General features: G+C 61.8%; 20 protein-coding genes. 16 read left to right on the top strand and 4 right to left on the bottom strand.

Annotation, left to right across the window (positions count from 1 at the left end):
• The first annotated feature begins 187 nt into the window (after window positions 1-187).
• Both VMR03_RS09630 and eno read left to right on the top strand, forming a co-directional pair.
• On the top strand, window positions 188-754 hold the full coding sequence (locus VMR03_RS09630) for a PadR family transcriptional regulator (protein ID WP_325404611.1): 567 nt from the start codon (window positions 188-190) through the stop codon (window positions 752-754).
• A 281-nt stretch (window positions 755-1,035) separates the two neighbouring features.
• Window positions 1,036-2,310, top strand: a complete 1,275-nt coding sequence (gene eno, locus VMR03_RS09625) for a phosphopyruvate hydratase (RefSeq protein WP_325404609.1) — start codon at window positions 1,036-1,038, stop codon at window positions 2,308-2,310.
• 36 nt (window positions 2,311-2,346) lie between these two features.
• Here eno and VMR03_RS09620 read toward each other — a convergent pair whose 3' ends face one another.
• Window positions 2,347-2,931: a TetR/AcrR family transcriptional regulator gene (locus VMR03_RS09620; RefSeq protein ID WP_325404607.1), complete on the bottom strand. Its 585-nt coding sequence runs from the start codon at window positions 2,929-2,931 to the stop codon at window positions 2,347-2,349.
• A 215-nt stretch (window positions 2,932-3,146) separates the two neighbouring features.
• Between VMR03_RS09620 and VMR03_RS09615 the strand changes: the two genes are divergently transcribed.
• From VMR03_RS09615 to VMR03_RS09565, 11 genes are all read left to right on the top strand, one after another.
• The gene (locus tag VMR03_RS09615; RefSeq protein WP_325404605.1) at window positions 3,147-4,499 is read left to right on the top strand and encodes a DUF1329 domain-containing protein; all 1,353 of its coding nucleotides are present in this window, start codon (window positions 3,147-3,149) and stop codon (window positions 4,497-4,499) included.
• 185 nt (window positions 4,500-4,684) lie between these two features.
• Window positions 4,685-5,026 (top strand): FtsB family cell division protein, encoded by a 342-nt coding sequence (locus VMR03_RS09610; RefSeq protein WP_325404603.1) that lies wholly within the window; start codon window positions 4,685-4,687, stop codon window positions 5,024-5,026.
• A 172-nt stretch (window positions 5,027-5,198) separates the two neighbouring features.
• Complete coding sequence (gene pdhA, locus VMR03_RS09605; RefSeq protein ID WP_325404601.1) at window positions 5,199-6,281, top strand: pyruvate dehydrogenase (acetyl-transferring) E1 component subunit alpha; 1,083 nt, start codon at window positions 5,199-5,201, stop codon at window positions 6,279-6,281.
• A 2-nt stretch (window positions 6,282-6,283) separates the two neighbouring features.
• Complete coding sequence (locus VMR03_RS09600) at window positions 6,284-7,696, top strand: pyruvate dehydrogenase complex E1 component subunit beta (RefSeq protein WP_325404599.1); 1,413 nt, start codon at window positions 6,284-6,286, stop codon at window positions 7,694-7,696.
• Window positions 7,697-7,699: 3 nt separating this feature from the next.
• The gene (locus VMR03_RS09595; protein WP_325404597.1) at window positions 7,700-9,016 is read left to right on the top strand and encodes a pyruvate dehydrogenase complex dihydrolipoamide acetyltransferase; all 1,317 of its coding nucleotides are present in this window, start codon (window positions 7,700-7,702) and stop codon (window positions 9,014-9,016) included.
• A gap of 12 nt (window positions 9,017-9,028) precedes the next feature.
• The gene (gene lpdA / locus VMR03_RS09590; RefSeq protein ID WP_325404595.1) at window positions 9,029-10,429 is read left to right on the top strand and encodes a dihydrolipoyl dehydrogenase; all 1,401 of its coding nucleotides are present in this window, start codon (window positions 9,029-9,031) and stop codon (window positions 10,427-10,429) included.
• An 8-nt stretch (window positions 10,430-10,437) separates the two neighbouring features.
• Window positions 10,438-11,166, top strand: coding sequence for a TerC family protein (locus tag VMR03_RS09585; RefSeq protein WP_325404593.1), 729 nt, complete (start codon window positions 10,438-10,440; stop codon window positions 11,164-11,166).
• Window positions 11,163-12,698, top strand: a complete 1,536-nt coding sequence (locus VMR03_RS09580; protein ID WP_325404591.1) for a sulfatase — start codon at window positions 11,163-11,165, stop codon at window positions 12,696-12,698. The genes VMR03_RS09585 and VMR03_RS09580 overlap by 4 nt, the downstream gene beginning before the upstream one ends.
• Before the next feature lie 54 nt (window positions 12,699-12,752).
• Complete coding sequence (locus VMR03_RS09575; protein ID WP_325404588.1) at window positions 12,753-13,241, top strand: PAS domain-containing protein; 489 nt, start codon at window positions 12,753-12,755, stop codon at window positions 13,239-13,241.
• A 116-nt stretch (window positions 13,242-13,357) separates the two neighbouring features.
• A complete protein-coding gene (gene lipA / locus VMR03_RS09570; RefSeq protein ID WP_325404587.1) occupies window positions 13,358-14,341 on the top strand; it encodes a lipoyl synthase in 984 nt (327 codons plus the stop codon).
• A complete protein-coding gene (locus VMR03_RS09565; RefSeq protein WP_325404585.1) occupies window positions 14,310-14,846 on the top strand; it encodes a type II toxin-antitoxin system RatA family toxin in 537 nt (178 codons plus the stop codon). Before lipA ends, VMR03_RS09565 begins: the two co-directional genes overlap by 32 nt.
• Here VMR03_RS09565 and VMR03_RS09560 read toward each other — a convergent pair whose 3' ends face one another.
• Genes VMR03_RS09560 through VMR03_RS09550 form a run of 3 tightly spaced genes read right to left on the bottom strand, consistent with a single transcriptional unit; the run spans window position 14,847 to window position 17,004 of the window.
• Window positions 14,847-15,341 carry a CinA family protein gene (locus VMR03_RS09560; protein ID WP_325404583.1) on the bottom strand — a complete coding sequence of 165 codons (495 nt, stop codon included), beginning with the start codon at window positions 15,339-15,341 and terminating at the stop codon, window positions 14,847-14,849. It lies immediately after the preceding gene.
• On the bottom strand, window positions 15,341-15,838 hold the full coding sequence (locus tag VMR03_RS09555; RefSeq protein ID WP_325404581.1) for a phosphatidylglycerophosphatase A: 498 nt from the start codon (window positions 15,836-15,838) through the stop codon (window positions 15,341-15,343). The genes VMR03_RS09560 and VMR03_RS09555 overlap by 1 nt, the downstream gene beginning before the upstream one ends.
• Complete coding sequence (locus tag VMR03_RS09550) at window positions 15,835-17,004, bottom strand: bifunctional 2-C-methyl-D-erythritol 4-phosphate cytidylyltransferase/2-C-methyl-D-erythritol 2,4-cyclodiphosphate synthase (protein ID WP_325404579.1); 1,170 nt, start codon at window positions 17,002-17,004, stop codon at window positions 15,835-15,837. Before VMR03_RS09550 ends, VMR03_RS09555 begins: the two co-directional genes overlap by 4 nt.
• Before the next feature lie 120 nt (window positions 17,005-17,124).
• Between VMR03_RS09550 and dusB the strand changes: the two genes are divergently transcribed.
• The 3 genes from dusB to VMR03_RS09535 all read left to right on the top strand — a co-directional run.
• Window positions 17,125-18,141, top strand: coding sequence for a tRNA dihydrouridine synthase DusB (dusB, locus tag VMR03_RS09545; RefSeq protein ID WP_325404577.1), 1,017 nt, complete (start codon window positions 17,125-17,127; stop codon window positions 18,139-18,141).
• The gene (locus tag VMR03_RS09540) at window positions 18,141-19,265 is read left to right on the top strand and encodes a nitrogen regulation protein NR(II) (RefSeq protein WP_325404575.1); all 1,125 of its coding nucleotides are present in this window, start codon (window positions 18,141-18,143) and stop codon (window positions 19,263-19,265) included. The genes dusB and VMR03_RS09540 overlap by 1 nt, the downstream gene beginning before the upstream one ends.
• 12 nt (window positions 19,266-19,277) lie before the next feature.
• Window positions 19,278-19,696 (top strand): response regulator (locus VMR03_RS09535; RefSeq protein WP_325404573.1); only part of this gene is annotated, 419 nt, incomplete at its 3' end.

Raw genomic sequence — 19,696 nt, 5'->3', positions numbered from 1 at the left:
ACGGCCGTCGGTTCCGAGGAGGGAGCCCGCAGCCGGGTAGTGGTGCTGACCCTGCACGAATGAGGAGGTGAGGGTCAGTCGTTCTGTTTGTTCTCTTTAGGTGCAAAAAACCTAAGATCGTAAATCTTATAAATAGTTCATACAAAGCTTCGCAAGAGGCTGATCTGCTGACGGGGAGGGAAGCGGGTTGAATACGAAGGAACTGTTGCTCAGCGTCCTCATGTCCGGTCCTGCGACCGGATATGACATAAAAAAAGTCCTCGAAAATGAGGTGTCGAATCTGGTCGATGTGACGATCAGCAACATCTATCCGGTGCTGAACGAGTTGGCCGCGGAAGGCTTGGTCGATTGTGAGCGGGTGGAGCAGGAAAATCGACCGAACAAAAAGGTCTATGCGATCACCGAAGCGGGACGGTCGGTTTGCCTTCGCGCGCTGATGTCCGAGCCTGCGCGCCACAAGCTGCGCTCTGAGTTCATGTTCATCCTGAGTTTTGTGCCCTATCTGCCGAAGGCCCGGATCCGTGAACTGCTCGATCAGCGAATCGCTGAAATCGAAGAAACGCAGGCGAGTCTCGACGTGCTGGACGAAAAAAGCGTCGATTCCAGACGCCCATCTCCTCCAGGCCAGTTGTTCTGCATCGGGATGGGGCGGGCGATGCTCGAAGCCGAACGCAGTTTTATCGATCAGAACAGGGACTGGCTGTTGAAGGTCGCGCCGGACGAAGCGGCGATGAAGGAACTCACGACGATCTGAGGTTCTGGAGCGGGAGCTCGGGGTCTGATTACGTCTGTATACGGACGATAGTGTTCGGCCGGATTCCGGCGGGCGTCTTGCGGCTCTCGAAGGGCAACGGGCGGTACCGGTTCGAAATGCGGTTCGCCCTTAGTGCCCGGGACATCCGGAATCCGGTGGCAATTTAGCGATTTCGGGGTCCCGGGCCCCTTCCACTGGGCGGTCCTCTCCGATAAAACGCGATGCCCGGGAGCCGTCTGGCACCGCGGAAAGCCTTCAAACGGAGCGGAGATCGAGACGCCATGTCTGCCATCATCGACATTATCGGCCGTGAAATTCTGGACAGCCGCGGGAACCCGACGGTTGAGGTCGACGTGCTTCTCGAAGACGGGTCGCTCGGGCGAGCGGCGGTTCCATCGGGAGCCTCGACAGGCGCCCATGAGGCTGTCGAGCTGCGTGACGGCGGCGCTCGATACAAGGGCAAGGGCGTCCGCAATGCGGTTGCCGCGGTCAACGGCGAAATCTTCGATGGTATCGGCGGGATGGATGCGGCCGAGCAGATCGCGATCGATCGCGCGATGATCGAACTCGACGGGACGCCGAACAAGGCACGCCTCGGCGCCAACGCCATTCTCGGCGTATCGCTCGCCATTGCGAAGGCGCAGGCCATTTCGCAGGGGCAGCCGCTTTTTCGTTATGTCGGCGGCCCTTCGGCGCGCATTCTGCCGGTGCCGATGATGAACATCGTCAATGGCGGACAGCACGCGGACAATCCGATCGACATCCAGGAATTCATGATCATGCCGGTCGCGGCCGAGAGCTTTGCCGACGGGTTGCGCATGGGCGCCGAGGTTTTTCATACGCTCAAGAGCGAATTGAAGGCCGCTGGCCACAATACCAACGTCGGTGACGAAGGCGGCTTCGCACCCAATCTCGCCTCGACGGAAGAGGCGATCGGCTTCGTCATGAAGGCAATCGAAAAGGCGGGTTACAGACCCGGCCACGACATCTACCTTGCGCTCGATGCCGCCTCCACCGAGTTCTACAAGGGCGGCGTCTACAACCTTGAAGGCGAGGGCAAGAAGCTCGATGCCGGCGCCATGGTCGAGTATTGGAAGAATCTCGTGAACCGCTATCCGATCATCTCGATCGAGGACGGCATGGCGGAAGACGACTGGGATGGCTGGAAGATGATGACCGAAGCGCTGGGCGACAAGGTCCAGCTCGTCGGCGACGATCTCTTCGTCACCAACCGGCGTCGTCTTGCCGACGGGATCTCGAAGGGAGTTGCGAATTCCATTCTGGTAAAGGTCAACCAGATCGGCTCGCTCACTGAAACTCTGGAGTCGGTCGAACTTGCGCACAAGGCGAGCTACACCGCCGTGATGTCGCATCGTTCGGGCGAAACGGAAGATTCGACCATCGCCGATCTCGCGGTCGCGACCAATTGCGGACAGATCAAGACGGGATCGCTCGCGCGCTCCGACCGGCTGGCGAAGTACAACCAGCTTCTTCGCATCGAGGAATTGCTCGGCACGACCGCCGAATATGCTGGCCGCGACATTCTGAAGCGGTGAAGCGCGGGAGACTGAAGCGCTGCGTGGGGAGCGCGCTCACCGTTTTCTGATCGCCTTCAGCATGAAGGCCGACAGGGCGGCGGCCTGTTCAATCAGGCTTTCGCCGTGGTATTGCGCCACCATGATCGGGTTGTGAAACTTCAGCATGGCCGAGGTCATGACGGCTGCGGTGTGTTCGACATCTTCGATTTCGAACTCGCCGCTGTCGATTCCGTCTCGCAGGATGGTGGCAAAAATGTCGGTCAGCGTCTTTTCGTGTCGCGCGACGATGGGCCAGCGTTCTGTGGTCGCGGCGACGCAAGTCTCATGCACTTCGCCGTCGCGCGTGTAGCGGTCGCGATTGAACTCGTGAACGCCGAGAACGAAGTCGTGTACTCGTTGGGGGGCTCCGACAGACCGGCTTGCGATCGCTCGCGCGTTTTCCTCCGCCATCGAGAGCCAGATTTCCGATACGGCTTCGATCAGGGCGGCCTTTGTCGGGAAAAAACGATAGATATTGGCCGGCGACATGCCGCAATGCTTCGCCACATCCGCGACCGTGGTCTTGATGTGGCCGTGCCGCTGAATCTGCGCTGACGCCGAGGCGACAATGCGGTCCCGCGTGTCCTCCATGACACTCATCTGCGCCATTCCTCCCCAGTAACGGCTGATGAAAATTATCACATTGACAGGGGGCCACAAGCTAGGTGTGACATACCTATAAGCGTCAACCCCCAAGGGTAGATGACGCCGCCGTCATGTTGATTGTTGACAAAAAACGATTATTATCAGTCAATAGTCAAAGAAAATTAGAACACACGCTCTGTTAGTAGAGTCGGAGAGGGAGGTTTCATTCGATGAAGGTGTCGAAATTCGTCATTGCGCTCGCCTTATGCGCGCCAGTGGCTGCCAATGCGGGCGTGCCCGACAATCAGGCCAACCGGTTGGGAAATGACCTGACGCCGATCGGCGCCGAAAAGGCGGGCGAGGGTGATATTCCGGCCTGGACGGGAGGCCTGACCTCCGTGCCGGCCAATGTCAGCTATAAGGCCGGCGACCATCTCCCGGATCCCTTTGCAAGCGACCCGATCAAATACACGATCACGGCCGCGAACGCGGGCCAGTACGCCGCCATTCTGACGGACGGCCAGAAGGCGATGCTGAAGACCTATCCGGACTACAAGTTCAACGTCTACCAGACACGCCGTTCCTGCGCGTATCCGGAGAACGTCTACGCAGCGACGAAGAACAACGCCAAGGTCGGCGAACTCGTCGGCGGCGGTTCGGGCGTCGCGGGCGCGATCATGGGCTTCCCGTTCCCGGTCGTGAACAACGCGTTCGAGATCATGTGGAACCACACGCTGCGCTATCGCTCCTACAAGGTGACGCGCCAGTTTGCTGCTGCGCCGGTCACGCGCGGCGGCGACTACACGCTGACGATCGTGCAGGACGAAGCCCTCTTCCCCTGGTCCGATCCGACCAAGAAGAAGGCCGAGGAGCTCAACAACATCTCGCTCTACTACCTCTCGAACACGATCGCGCCGGCTCGTGAAGCGGGCAATGTGATCCTCGTTTTCGACGCCCTGAACGCGACGCTCAACGGCGGTCGTCAGGCCTGGCAGTACAGCCCCGGTACGCGTCGTGTGCGCCGCGCGCCGAACATCTCCTATGACAATCCGGGCACGAACTCGGACGGTCTATCGACGTCGGACGCCTTCGACGGCTTCAACGGTGCGCTCGATCGCTACGACTGGGCGGTCATCGACAAGAAGCCCCAGCTCATTGCGGCCAACGACTACAAGGCTGAAGCGACGAAGTATGCGGACTTCCTGAAGCCGGGTCACCTCAATCAGGACGTGATCCGTTACGAAGTGCATCGTACCTGGAACTTCGAAGCGAAGCTGCGGCCGAACACGCGTCACGTCTATGCGCGCCGCGTCTATCACAATGACGAAGATGCCTGGCAGGTTGCGTCGGCTGAACTCTATGACGGTCGCGGCGAACTCTGGCGTGTGCAGGAGATTCAGCAGATCCAGCGCTACAACGTGCCGCTCTGCAACTCCGGCACCGAAGTCGTGTACGACCTGCAGGCGACCCGCTATCTCGCCCTCGGCATGCAGAACGAAGAGCCGGCGATCAACTACTTCGCCGACGAGTTGGATCCGAGCCGCTATACGCCGAATGCCATCCGGCAGTTGGGTGTGCGGTAATTCCCTCCACGGTCTTATCGCTAAACTGGGCTGCGTCACCGAGGTGACGCAGCCCTTTTTTATGCGGTTTCGTCTCGTGTGAGTCCGATTTGCAACGCTGCATTGGCGGCTTCATTGCTGCCCGCATGAGTTGTTGACGAGTGGAATCCGACTGTGATTCTTTAGCTTTCATGAATGACATGGGTTTGATTCGTACGAGGGAACCGCTGCGGCTGAGGCACGCTCTGGTTCCGCTCGTCTGCATCATTGTCATCAGCTACTTCGCCTATCACGCCGTTTACGGACGCCATGGCTTCATTGCCTGGCTCAGTCTGCAGAACCAGGTCGATACGCTCGACCAGCAGCTTGCCGAAGTACGCGGTGCACGAGAGCAGCTTGACCGGCAGGTGGCGTTGCTGCGTACGGGCAGCCTCGACCCCGATCTCCTCGACGAGCGCGCTCGGGCGACGCTGGGCTTTGCAAATCCGAATGACATCGTGATATTTCGCGAACGGCCGACGTCGGGCGAAGCTGTTCCATCGCGCTAAGTCCTTGGCGACGCAGCGGATTTAACCAAATTCTGGTTAATTCATGTTTTCTGCTTTGAAATCATACATTTACGTTGGGGCTCTAGTATCCTCCCGCTGAGGCATTCCGCGATGCGTCGCATCCAATCGGCCGCTCGCGGGTTCTGGATCTGAAAACTGAAGCGGAAGACCCATGGCTCCGAAACCAAAACGGCCTGCGAAGCAGGCAAGCGCCAAACCCGCCTCTTCGAAATCTGCCGGCAAGAAAACCGCTAGAAGCGACGAGCCGCCAGGCCTCTCCGGTCAAGAAGATCTGAAGGCTTATCGCGAGATGCTGCTGATCCGGCGCTTCGAAGAGAAGGCGGGCCAGATGTACGGCATGGGGCTCATCGGCGGCTTCTGCCACCTCTATATCGGTCAGGAAGCGGTCGTTGTCGGCTTGCTGGGCGCGGCCAGGCAGGGCGATCAGATCGTCACCGGCTACCGCGACCATGGGCACATGCTCGCTTGCGGCATGGACCCGAAGGGCGTCATGGCGGAGCTGACCGGACGCTCGGGCGGCTATTCGAAAGGCAAAGGCGGCTCGATGCACATGTTCAGCGTCGAGAAATGCTTCTACGGCGGCCATGGCATTGTCGGCGCGCAGGTGCCGATCGGAACGGGGCTTGCCTTTTCCAACAAATATCGCGGCAACGATCATGTCAGCCTCACCTTCTTCGGCGACGGGGCCGCGAACCAGGGGCAGGTCTATGAGAGCTTCAACATGGCGGAGCTCTGGACGCTGCCGGTCATCTATGTGATCGAGAACAATCAATATGCGATGGGCACCTCGGTCGCGCGCGCTTCGGCGCAGACGAACCTCTCCAAGCGCGGCGTCAGCTTCAACATTCCGGGCGAACAGGTCGACGGCATGGATGTGCGGGCTGTGCGCGCCGCCGCGCTGAAGGCGATGGAATGGTGCCGGGCGGGCAAGGGTCCCTACATCCTCGAGATGATGACCTATCGCTATCGCGGCCATTCGATGTCGGATCCGGCCAAGTACCGCGCCAAGGAAGAGGTCAACAAGATGCGGCAGGAGCACGATCCGATCGAGCAGGTGCGCCACCGGCTGCTGGACGCCGGCATGAGCGAGGACGAGTTGAAGGATATCGACAAGGACATTCGCGCGATCGTCAACGAGGCGGCTGAATTCGCGCAGCAGAGCCCGGAACCCGATCCGGCGGAACTCTGGACCGATGTGCTCGCGAAGGAAGATCACGCGGCGGTGGGAGCCTGATCATGGCGACGAATATTCTGATGCCGGCCCTTTCCCCGACGATGGAAGAGGGTACGCTGGCGAAGTGGCTCGTCAAAGAGGGTGACGAAGTTCGCTCCGGTGACGTCATCGCCGAGATCGAGACCGACAAGGCGACGATGGAAGTCGAGGCGGTCGATGAGGGCAAGGTCGCGAAGATCGTCATTCCCGCCGGCACCGAGAACGTGAAGGTCAACACGGTGATTGCGGTGCTGGCCGGCGAAGGCGAAAGCGCCGGCGATGTTCAGACTCCGAAAGCACCGGCTCCCGCGCCGGTTACGCCGCCGAAGACCGAACCGGGGCAGGGCGAGGCGACGAGCCGCGAAAGCGGCGAGAAGACAAGAGCCGAGCCGGACGCGCCGCGGGTCGAGGTCAAAGGCGACCCCGACATTCCGGCCGGCACGGAGTTCATCTCGCAGACCGTCCGCGAAGCGTTGCGCGACGCGATGGCCGAGGAGATGCGCCGCGACGCCAGCGTTTTCGTGATGGGCGAGGAGGTCGCGCAGTATCAGGGCGCCTACAAGGTCACGCAAGGGTTGCTGGAAGAGTTTGGCGCGGCGCGCGTTGTCGATACGCCGATCACCGAACACGGCTTTGCCGGCCTCGGCGTCGGCGCGGCCTTCGCGGGGCTTCGTCCTATCGTCGAGTTCATGACCTTCAACTTCGCCATGCAGGCGATGGATCAGATCATCAATTCGGCGGCGAAGACGCGTTATATGTCAGGGGGGCAGATGGGTGCGCCTATCGTGTTCCGCGGGCCGAATGGTCCGGCGGCCCGTGTTGCCGCGCAGCATAGCCAGGATTATTCGTCCTGGTACGCACATATTCCGGGGCTCACCGTCATCGCGCCCTATTCGGCGGCGGATGCGAAAGGTCTTCTCAAGGCCGCGATCCGCGATCCCAATCCGGTGATCTTTCTCGAAAACGAAATCCTCTATGGCAAGAGCTTCGATGTGCCGAAACTCGACGATTACGTGCTGCCAATCGGCAAGGCGCGCGTTCTGAAGGAAGGCACGGATGTGACGCTCGTCTCGCACAGCCACGGGCTCACTTATTGTCTCGATGCGGCGGCCAAACTCGAAGCGGACGGCATCAATGCCGAAATCGTCGATCTGCGCACGATCCGGCCGCTCGACATCGACACGATTATTGCCTCGGTCAGGAAGACGAACCGGCTCGTCACCGTCGAGGAGACATGGCCGGTCTGCGGCATCGGTGCCGAGATTGCGGCGCAGGTGCAGGCCAAAGCCTTCGACTGGCTCGATGCGCCGATCCTTCGCGTGACGCAGAAGGACGTGCCGATGCCTTATGCGGCCAATCTCGAAAAGCTGGCGTTGCCGAGCGCGGATGAGGTGGTGGAGGCCGTCAAGGCCGTCTGCTACCGTCAGGGGGCCTGAACCATGCCGACACCCATTCTGATGCCCGCGCTTTCGCCGACGATGGAAGAAGGCAAGCTCGCGAAATGGCATGTGAAGGAGGGCGACAAGGTCGTCTCCGGCGATGTCATCGCGGAAATCGAGACCGACAAGGCGACGATGGAGGTCGAGGCGGTCGATGAAGGCCGCATCGGCAAGCTTCTCGTGCCGGAAGGTGCCGAGAATGTACCGGTCAACAAGCCGATCGCGATGCTGCTTGGCGAAGGCGAGGATGCGAGCGCGTTGAAGGATGCAGCGCCAACGCCTCCGCCAGCGAGCGCCGAGGCACCCAAGCGGGAAACCAAGCCCGTCGCACCATCCCCAACTCCCGCACCGCCGACGGAAGAGAAGGCAATGCCGGTGCCGCCCGTAACGGCGTTGCCACCGCGTCACGATCAGAACGGCAGTCGGATTTTCGCGTCACCGCTGGCGAAGCGGATTGCCAAGGAGAAGGGCGTCGACCTAGCAAGTGTCGCTGGTTCCGGCCCGCGCGGACGCATTGTGAAAGCAGATGTCGAGAGTGCAAAACCTGGCATGGCGCCGCCGCGTGCCGCGGTGCCGGGTGGCGCTGCGCCAACGGCTATCGGACCGTCGATCGATCCGCGAGCCTTCTACGAAAAGGACTCCTATGAAGAAGTGCCGCTCGACAGCATGCGGCGCACCATTGCGCGGCGTCTGGCGCAAGCGATGCAGGAGATCCCGCATTTCTACCTCACCATCGATTGCGAACTCGACGAGCTGTTTCGTGTGCGCAAGCACCTGAACGAGACGGGCGGGATCAAACTTTCGGTCAATGATTTCCTGATCCGCGCCTCCGCGCTCGCGCTGATGAAGGTGCCGAATGCGAATGTCAGCTTTGCCGGCACCTCGCTTCTGAAACACAAACATGCCGATATCGGCATTGCCGTGGCGCTCGAAGGCGGACTTATCACGCCGATCATCCGCAACGCGGAGACGAAAGGCCTCGCCGAGATTTCGGCGGAAGCGAAGGAGCTTGCCGAGCGGGCGCGAAACAAGAAGCTGAAGCCGCAGGAATTCGAAGGCGGCAGTTTCTCGATTTCCAATCTCGGCATGTTCGGTATCAAGAACTTCACGGCAGTCATCAATCCGCCGCAGGCCGCGATTATTGCCGTCGGCAAGGGCGAGGAGCGGGCCGTTGTTCACAACGGCAAGATCGAGACGGCGACCGTCATGACGGTGACCATGTCCTGCGATCATCGCGCTATCGACGGTGCACTGGGTGCGCAGTTCCTCGAAGCCTTCAAGGCCTACGTCGAATATCCGCCTTCAATGCTGCTCTAGGGAAACTCAACGATGGCCGATACCAGCTACGATCTCGTCATCATCGGGTCCGGTCCGGGCGGTTATGTTGCGGCGGTGCGCGCCGGGCAGCTCGGGCTGAAGACGGCCATCGTCGAGCGCGAGGCGCTGGGCGGCATCTGCCTCAATTGGGGTTGCATCCCGACCAAGGCGCTGCTGCGCTCCGCCGAGATCTATCACTCGCTGCATCGGCTCGAGGAGTTCGGGCTGAAGGCCGGCAACATCTCCTATGATGCCGCCGCCGTGGTGAAACGCAGCCGTAAGGTCGCCGAGACGCTGTCGAACGGCGTCAAGTTCCTGATGAAGAAGAACAAGGTCGACGTCATCGAGGGAACGGCGAAGCTTGCCGGTTCCGGCAAGGTGGCGGTCGACGGCAAGGCCGGCAAGAGTGAGCTCACGGCGAAGAACATCATTCTGGCAACCGGCGCGCGGGCGCGGACGCTGCCGGGGCTGGAGCCCGACGGCAAGCTCGTCTGGACCTATCGCGAGGCGATGGTGCCGCCTTCGATGCCGAAGTCGCTGCTGGTGATCGGCTCCGGCGCCATCGGCATCGAGTTCGCCAGTTTCTACCGGGCCTTCGGCGCGGAGGTGACCGTGGTCGAGGTGATGGACCGCATCCTGCCGGTCGAGGACGCCGAGATTTCCGATCTCGCCGCCAAGGCCTTCAAGAAGCTCGGCATGACCATTCTGACGTCTGCCAAGGTCGAGAAGCTCGACAAGGGTGCGGACAGCGTGACCGCGACGATCGCGACCAGGGACGGAAAGTCGCAGCGGGTGACGGCCGAGCGGGTCATTTCGGCGGTCGGAATCACCGGCAATGTCGAGAATATCGGGCTCGAACAGGCAGGCGTTAAGGTCGATCGGGGCCATGTCGTCGTCAACCAATGGCTGGAGACCGGTGTCAAAGGCATCTATGCCATCGGAGATCTCGTCGGCGCACCCTGGCTTGCGCACAAGGCGATGCATGAGGGCGTGCTGGCCGTGGAGCACCTGGCTGGCGGCAAGGGGCTCCATCCGCTGGATGTCACAAAAGTGCCGGGTTGCACCTATTCCTACCCGCAAATTGCCAGTGTCGGCCTCACCGAGGCCAAGGCAAAGGAAGGCGGCCGTGAGATCAAGGTCGGCCGGTTCCCCTTCAGGGGCAATGGCAAGGCGATTGCGCTGGGCGAGCCGGACGGGTTGGTCAAAACGATCTTCGACGCCAGGACGGGCGAGCTTCTCGGTGCCCATATGATCGGGGCGGAGGTGACAGAACTCATCCAGGGCTATACGGTCGCCCGAAATCTCGAAGCCACCGAAGCAGAGCTGATGCAAACCATCTTCCCGCACCCCACTCTCAGCGAGACGATGCACGAGTCCGTGCTTGACGCTTTCGGCCGCGCGCTCCACATCTAACGCGCATCATGATTGAAATTCTTTCCAGCCCGGAAAACTGGGCCAGTCTGCTGACGCTGACGATCCTCGAGATCGTTCTTGGCGTCGACAATCTCATCTTTCTGTCGATTCTCGCCTCCCGTTTGCCACCGGAAAAGCAGAAGCGGGGGCGCCGCCTCGGTCTCGCCGCAGCGCTGGTCACCCGGCTTGCCCTGCTGGCTTCGGTCGCCTGGATCGTCACGCTCAGCCAGCCGATCTTCACGGTCGGCGAGATGGGGATCTCCTGGCGTGATCTCATTTTGTTCGTCGGCGGTCTCTTCCTGATCGCGAAATCGACGCTTGAAATCCATCACGCAGTGGAAGGCGGCGAGGAGGGTGGCCACAAGATCGCGGTCAAGGCGCCCGGCCTCTGGTCGGTCGTGGCGCAGATCGGCATCATCGATATCATCTTCTCGCTCGACACCGTCATGACGGCCGTCGGCATGTCCGATCACTTCGAGATCATGGCCTTTGCGGTCCTTGCGGCGGTCGCCGTGATGATCTTCGCGGCGGAACCGGTCGGGCATTTCGTCGAACGACATCCGACGGTCAAGATGCTGGCGTTGAGCTTCCTGATCCTGATCGGCGTTTCACTGGTCGCCGATGCGCTACACTTCCATATTCCCAAAGCCTATCTCTACTTCGCGGTCGCTTTCTCGATCGGCGTCGAGTCGCTCAATCTCTGGGCCGCCAAGAGGCGGAAACAGGCAGCAAAATGAATGACGGTGTCGCGCAGGAACGAGGCAGTCCGAAGAACGTCATCGTCATTCTACTCGACAGTCTTAACCGGCACATGCTGGGCTCTTATGGAGGCGCCGAGTTCGCGACGCCGAACCTCGATCGCTTTGCTGCCCGTGCTACGCGCTTCACCCGTCATTACACCGGTTCCTTGCCCTGCATGCCGGCGCGTCACGACATTCTATGTGGGGCGCTCGATTTTCTGTGGAAGCCATGGGGTTCCGTCGAGATCTGGGAAGACGCGATCACCTATGAACTGCGCAAGGCGGGTGTCGTCACGCAGCTCATATCCGATCATCCGCATCTCTTTGAGACGGGTGGCGAAAATTTCCATGTCGATTTCACGGCCTGGGATTACCAGCGCGGACATGAAGGCGATCCCTGGAAGACGCAGCCGGATCCGAGCTGGACGGGCGCGCCGAGCCTTTTTCGTCCGCCCATGCCTTACGACAATTCACGGGGCTATTTCCGCAGCGAAGCGGATTTTCCCGGCCCCAGGACGATGGCGTCGGCGGCGAAGTGGATCGACGAGAATGCCGGACATCATGATCGCTTCATGCTTTTCGTCGACGAGTTCGATCCGCACGAGCCCTTCGACACGCCGGAGCCCTATGCGTCGATGTACGATCCCGACTGGGACGGACCGAAGATCATCTGGCCGCCTTACATGCAGGGCGCCCTTGCGAAGGGCGTTCTGACGGAAGCGCAGGCGCGCCAATTGCGCGCTGCTTATGGCGGCAAGCTCACCATGATCGACCGCTGGTTCGGGAAAATTCTCGACGCCGTCGACCGTCACAAGCTCTGGGACGATACGCTCTTCGTCCTCTGCACCGATCACGGACATTATCTCGGCGAGAAGGATATCTGGGGCAAACCGGGAGTGCCCGTTTACGAGACGCTGGGCCGTATACCTTTGCTGATCTCGCATCCTGCAATTGCGCCGGGCCAATGCGACGCGCTCACCACCAGCGTCGATCTCTTCGCGACGCTGGCCGACGTCTTCGGCGTGGAAGTCCGGCAGAAGACGCATGGCCGCTCCCTGCTACCGCTTCTGCGCGGCGAGGTGGCGGAGGTGCGCGACTGGGTGTTGACGGGCGTCTGGGGCCGCGAGGTTCATCTGGTCGACAAGCACTACAAATACGCCCGGGCACCTCGCGCCGCCAATGCGCCGCTTACCATGTTGTCCAACCGTTGGTCGACCATGCCGACGCATTTTCTGACGCGTGAGCAGGAGCTTCCGCTCCCTGACGATCGTGCCTATCTCTCGCGGATGCCCGGAAGCGACGTGCCTGTGATCCGGCAGGATTGGCAGCAGGGCGACAAGGTCCCCTTCTGGGCGGCGACCAAGTTCAGCGGCAATCATCTTTACGCGCTCGATGTCGATCCGGGTGAAGAGCGCAATCTGGCCGGAACGCCAGTAGAGGAAGAATACGCCGAACGACTTCACTCTATTCTTCGGGAGCTTGAAGTTCCCGAGAGCCAATTTACACGGCTTGGCTTCGCCTCGACTTGAACAGTTACGATTGATTAACTCAGTCGTTACAGTATTGATGCCGGAGGCGGCACCATGCTCAAGGAATCGGCACGGCAAGAAAAGGCGATCGACTACGACGTCGTGGAAATCGATGCGCCCGCTCATCCAAAGAACCGACTCCTTCTCGATTACTGGCGCTCAAATGCGGGCCCGGACGGCGTCGTGCGACGAAGCTGGGTGAACCCGTTCGACTTCCGGCAGATACTCGGCGGTGTGTTTATCGTCGAACCCGCGGATGACGACGCCGATCTTTTTTATCGTCTCGTCGGCAGCGAGAATGAGCATCGTTTGAACATAAAGCTGACCGGTCGCCGCTTCACGGAGTGCTATGGGCGCCGCATGGCCTCGGAGCAGGTCGCCTTTCACCGGCGGATATTCATGGCCGGAAGGCCTGCCTATCTGCGAGGACGGCTGATCGGTCTGAATGTCGAACACGCAAGTTTCGAGGCATCTTACTTCCCGATGAAGACCGACGACGGTCGGGACCAGATGCTGGGCGGCTTTTTCGATCTTTCCGAGTGATCTGTCCGGGGCAGAGACGTGAATCCGGATTCACGCTGGATTTGCTTGAATCGCCTTTCCTGTCTATCCATGTTCAAACGTGGAGGCGGGACGGGCTCGATCAGGATTTCGGCGAAATGGCGACGATCATCAATACGCTTCAGGACACGGCTTCCGGGCCGGATGAGCAAGCGCGCCCGCGGCATCCCGAGAAGGCCAATCGCCCCGATACGCCGGTATTGCGCAAGCCTGAATGGATCAGGGTCAAGGCGCCGGGATCGCCCGTCTATAACGAGACCAAGCGCATTATTCGCGACAACGGCCTGGTGACGGTATGCGAAGAGGCAGGCTGCCCTAATGTCGGCGAGTGCTGGTCGAAGAAGCATGCGACGATGATGATCATGGGCGATACCTGTACGCGCGCCTGTTCCTTCTGCAACGTGAAGACCGGCCTACCGGGCGCGCTCGACCGGGACGAGCCGGAGCACGTCGCGAATGCGGTCGAAAAGCTCGGGCTTCTGCATGTCGTCATCACGTCGGTCGATCGCGACGATCTCGCGGATGGCGGCGCTCAGCATTTCGTCGAGGTGATCGAGGCGATCCGCCGCCGCTCGCCGGCGACGACGATCGAAATCCTGACGCCGGACTTCCTGCGTAAGGACGGCGCGCTCGAGAAGGTCGTGGCGGCCAAGCCCGACGTCTTCAATCACAATCTCGAAACCGTGCCGCGGCTCTATCCGACCATTCGGCCGGGCGCGCGCTATTTCCACTCACTACGCCTTCTCCAGCGCGTAAAAGAGATCGACCCGTCGATCTTCACCAAGTCCGGCATCATGGTCGGTCTCGGCGAGGCGCGTGAGGAAGTGCAGCAGGTGATGGACGACATGCGCTCGGCCAATATCGACTTCCTGACCATCGGGCAATATCTCCAGCCGACGCGCAAGCACGCGGCGATCGATCGTTTCGTTGCGCCTGACGAATTCAAATCCTATGAGACGATTGCGCGGACCAAGGGCTTCCTTCTTGTGTCCGCAAGCCCGCTGACGCGCTCGTCCTACCACGCGGATTCGGACTTCGCGCTGTTGCGCAATGCCCGCAACGCGCAACTCGCGCGCTCCTAGGTCTCGAATGCCCGCCGCTCACCAGACCCGCGATGTTCCCTATGGGGCGGATCAGATGTTCGCGCTCGTCGCCGGCATCGAGCGCTATCCCGAATTCCTGCCCTGGTGCGCCGGTGCGCGGATTCGTCAACGCGAGATGGAAGGCGCGAACGAGGTTCTGATTGCCGACCTCATCATCGCCTACAAGGTTTTCCGCGAACAATTCACGAGCAGGGTCGTACTCGACGCCGTCGCGCGCAAGATCGACGTGCATTATGTGCGGGGGCCGTTTCGTCACCTCAGCAACAAGTGGGAATTCGAGCCGCTGCCGGAGGGCGGCTCGCGCATCCACTTCTTTATCGATTTCGAATTTCGCAGTGTGACGTTGCAAAAACTCATAAACAACGTATTCGCGAAAGCTTTCTCGCGCATGATGCAGGCCTTCATCGACCGTGCCGACGCGCTATATGGAAGTCCGGCGCTGACCTCTATGGAGCCTTCGAGCCCGCAGCCTTCATCCGGCTGATCAGATCATCCGGCGGAGTAACTCCAAAGCGATCTCGACGCTCTTGAGCCGGATCTGTTCGCGGCCGATATCGCCGAAGCGATGAACTTCGTGAACGATGTTGCGGCCGCGCCGTGCCGCACCGAAATGGACGAGGCCGACCGGCTTCAACGCCGTGCCGCCGCCGGGCCCCGCGACGCCCGTCACCGATACCGAAATCTGCGCGCGTGAATTGTTGAGAGCGCCTTCCGCCATTGCGCGGGCGACGGTTTCGCTCACGGCACCGAAATCGGCGATCAGATCGCCGGGCACGCCGAGAGAGTCGCGCTTGGCCTCATTGGAATAGACGACGAAGCCGCGTTCCACCACGTCGGACGATCCGGGAATTTCGGTCAGCAGCGCCGCGATGAGACCGCCGGTGCAGGATTCCGCCATCGCAAGCTTGATCTTCGCGTCGCGGCAATCGCCGAGCAGGAGTTCGGCACGCTGCATCAGTGGACGTGGGAATATCGACATCAAGGCATCCCGGTAAAATGGCGGAGAAGAAGAATGACGAGGATTGCGTAGGCGGCTGCGACCATATCGTCGGTCATGATACCTGGGCCGCCTTTCAGCCGGCGATCGGCGAGGCTCACCGGCCAGGGCTTCACGACGTCGAAGAAACGGAAGAGAAGAAAACCAATGAGCCACGCAAGGGGCGTCAGCGGCAGCGCGGCGAGAACCAGCCATTGCGCCGCCACTTCGTCGATGACGATCTCCGACGGGTCGTCCCTGCCCAGCGCCGCCGCATAACGCGCTGCCGCCGGAATGCCGAGGACGAAGGCAAGGGCGGCACCCATCACGAGTGCGGGAGCGCCGCCGAACCAGGCGAGCAGGAAAGCGGGCGGCAGCGCGGCGAGCGAACCCCACGTGCCCGGCGCTTTGGGCAAAAGGCCCGAGCCGAACCACGTCGCGATCAGCGTCACCGGATCGGCGAAGCGGAGAGGGGCGGGGATCGGCGTGAAGATGCTCATGTGTTGGCAGACGAGCTGGCGATGAAACGCAGGTTGGCGAGCGCCTGCGCGGCGAGGCCCTCGTTGCGGCCCGTGAAGCCGAGACCTTCCGTCGTCGTCGCCTTGATGCTGACACGGGAGATGTCGATCGCGAGGATTTCAGCGACGCGGGCGCGCATCGCGTCCCGCACGGGGCCGATCTTCGGGCGCTCGCAGATGAAAGTCACGTCGACATTGACGATATTGGCGCCGGCCTCGCGCGTGAGCCTGGCCGCATGGGCGAGGAAGCGGTCGGAGGACGCGCCTTTCCACTGCGGATCGCTTGGCGGGAAGTGCTGGCCGATATCGCCTGCGCCGATCGCGCCGAGGATCGCGTCGGTCAACGCATGGAGGCCGGCATCGGCGTCCGAATGGCCGATGAGGCCTTGCGTGTGCGGAACGCGAACGCCACAGAGCATGACATGGTCGCCGTCGCCGAAGCGGTGCACGTCGAAGCCGGTGCCGGTGCGGAACTCCGCGGCGCCGGCCAGCAACCGTTCTGCGCGGGCGAGATCGTCGGCGCTGGTGATCTTCATATTGGCCTCGTCCCCCTCGATCATCGCGACCTCAATGCCGGCCGCCGCCGCGACCGCCACGTCGTCGGTCGTCTCGCCGCCCGCCATGGTCCGGTGCGCGGCCAGAATGGCCTCGAATCGGAAGGCTTGCGGCGTTTGCGCCCGCCAGAGACCGTCGCGCGGGATCGTTTCGCCTGCAAGGCCGTCCGAGGCGCGGCGTATCGTATCGGTGAGCGGGATTGCGACCAGCGCACCGGAACGAGTCGCCAGTGCTTCGATGCTGCGACTGATGATACCCGGGCTTACCAGCGGCCGTGCGCCGTCATGGATGAGCACGCGGGACGGTGTCAGCGCCGCCAGCGCCTCGAGCCCGAGCAGAACCGAAGCCTGCCGCGTCGAGCCACCTGAGCAAGGGGGGAGAATCTTGGGAAGATCCGCGGCCGCCTCGTCATAGGCCGCCCGGTCGTCGGGATGAATGACGGTGAGGACGTGATCGACACCCGGATGACCGGAGAAGGCCGCCAGGGTTCGGCGCAGCACGGGCTGGCCGGCAAGCAGGCGGTATTGCTTGGGGGCGCCCGGGCCGGCGCGTGTTCCCCGGCCCGCCGCCACGATCAGCGCGGCAACAGTCATATGGCTCGTTTACGCGCCGGGCCGGGCCGGGCGCAAGATGGAAATGAAATCCTCTTGCAGCGCACAAAAGCCGACGCTAGACTGACTAAAGATTGTGCAACTTGTTTTGGTGCCTAAATTTTGTCCATCGTGATTGGTCCCCATCGGCTTCGGACCCCCGTTCTGCTGGCGCCCATGGCCGGCGTCACCGACCTGCCGTTCCGGCGGGCTGCGCACCGGCTTGGCGCGGGGCTTGTCGTGTCGGAGATGGTGGCGAGCGACGAGCTCGTCCGGGCTCGGCCTGACGTGGTCCGCAGGGCGGCCGGCGCGGGTGAGGTCGAGCCATTGGCGATCCAGCTCGCCGGTAGGGAAGCGCACTGGATGGGGAAGGGCGCTGCCATGGCCGAACAGGCCGGTGCCGACATCATCGACATCAATATGGGTTGTCCGGCCAAGGCCGTAACCAATGGCCTTTCGGGTTCGGCGCTGATGCGCGATCTCGACCATGCGTTGACGCTGATCGAAGCGACGGTGGGGGCCGTATCGGTTCCGGTGACCCTCAAGATGCGGACCGGCTGGGACGACGAAACACGCAACGCGCCTGACCTCGCCCGACGGGCCGAGGCGGCAGGCGTGCGGATGGTCACGGTGCATGGTCGGACGCGTTGTCAGTTCTACAAGGGCCGGGCCGACTGGGGTTTCATAGCCCGGGTCAAGGAAGCGGTTTCGATCCCGGTCGTCGCCAATGGCGACGTCACCAGCGAGGAAGACGCCCGCGCCATTCTCGACGCCTCGGGCGCCGACGGCGTGATGATCGGGCGCGGCGCGCAGGGGCGCCCGTGGTTCATGGCTCAGGTCGCGCATTACCTCGCCACTGGCGAGAAGCTTCCGGCACCGGGCTGGGAAGAGCAGGGCCGGATCGTCGATGCGCATTACCGCGACATGCTTGCACATTATGGCGAGGGGTTGGGGCTGCGCGTCGCCCGTAAGCATCTCGTTTGGTACCTCGAAGAAGCTTCGCGAGTTCTGCCCGAGGAAGCGATGACGGCGAAGGCGGAAATCGTCCGGCTGCAGGACACGAGCGCGGTTCTCGACCGGATGGCGAGCTTTTATGAAACCGCCGCCGAGAAATCCGTCAGTGAGAGAGAGGCTGCGTGATGGCACGTACCGCGTTCCAGCCGGCGACTGGCCTGAAGCCGGATTCGGCGGCGATCCTGAATGCCATGCCGCATCCGGTACTGATGATCGATCGCGACATGCGGATCGAGTATGTGAACGACAGCGCCGAGCAGTTTTTTGCGGCGAGTTCGGCCGTTCTGCTGCGCCACTCCCTCAACGATTTCGTCGCCTTCGGAAGCCCCGTTCTGGCGCTCATCGCGCAGGTACAAGAGCACGGCGTTTCGGTCAATGAGTATGGCGTCGAGATCGGGACGCCGCGGGCGGGCGATCGTGCCGTCGATATTCAGGTGACGCCGGTCGCCGAATATCCGGGCCATGTCCTGCTGATCCTTCAGGTGCGGACGATGGCGCACAAGATGGATCGTCAGCTGACGCATAGAGGTGCTGCTCGCTCCGTCACGGGCATGGCGGCGATCCTCGCGCATGAGATAAAGAATCCGTTGTCGGGCATTCGCGGCGCGGCGCAGCTTCTCGAGCTGACGGCTCCGCCGGAAGATCGCACACTGACGCGGCTTATCTGCGACGAGACGGATCGTATCTGCAAACTTGTCGACCGCATGGAGGTTTTCTCCGACGAAAGGCCGGTACCGCGCGAGCCGGTCAATATCCATCTCGTGCTCGGCCATGTGAAGCAGCTTGCGCAGACGGGCTTCGCCAAGGGCATCAAGATCGCCGAGGAATACGATCCCTCGCTGCCGCCGGTGCTTGGCGACAAGGATCAACTGATCCAGGTGTTCCTGAACCTCGTCAAAAACGCCGCGGAGGCGATCGGCAAGCCGGATGGCGAGATCGTGCTGACGACGGCCTACAGGCCCGGTGTCCGCCTCTCGATGCCGGGCAGCCGCGACCGCGTCAGCCTGCCGCTCGAGATTTGCGTGATCGATGACGGCCCGGGCGTGCCGGACGATCTATTGCCGCATCTCTTCGATCCTTTCGTCACGACCAAATCGTCGGGAACCGGCCTCGGGCTCGCACTGGTCGCAAAAATCATCGGCGACCATGGCGGCATCGTCGAATGCGACAGCCAGCCTCGCCGCACCGTTTTCCGCGTTTTGTTGCCCATGCACACCGGCGAGGCCTTCACGCCCGCCAATTCGAAGTAGGAGTTTCCTTCCATGCCGAGCGGCACGATTCTTCTCGCAGACGACGACGCGGCGATCCGCACCGTCCTCAATCAGGCGCTGGGCCGGGTTGGCTACGACGTGCGCGCGACCAGCAACGCCGCGACGCTGTGGCGCTGGGTGGCGCAAGGAGACGGCGATCTGATCATCACCGACGTCGTGATGCCGGACGAGAATGCCTTCGATCTGATCCCCCGCATCAAACGGGCGCGGCCAGAGATTCCGATCATCGTCATGAGCGCGCAAAACACACTGAAGACGGCGATCACGGCGGCGGAACGCGGCGCCTATGAGTATTTGCCGAAGCCCTTCGATCTCAATGAGCTGATCCGTGTCGTCGACCGGGCGATGACGGCGCCACGCGAAAGCGCCGTGCCGCGCCAGAACGCCCAGGAAGACGAGAAGATGCCGCT

The organism is Parvibaculum sp., assembly GCF_035511255.1.
In the GTDB taxonomy this organism is placed as follows: domain Bacteria; phylum Pseudomonadota; class Alphaproteobacteria; order Parvibaculales; family Parvibaculaceae; genus Parvibaculum.
The sequence above is the reverse complement of the archived record's forward strand: the minus strand, read 5'-3'. Positions and strand labels throughout refer to the sequence as shown.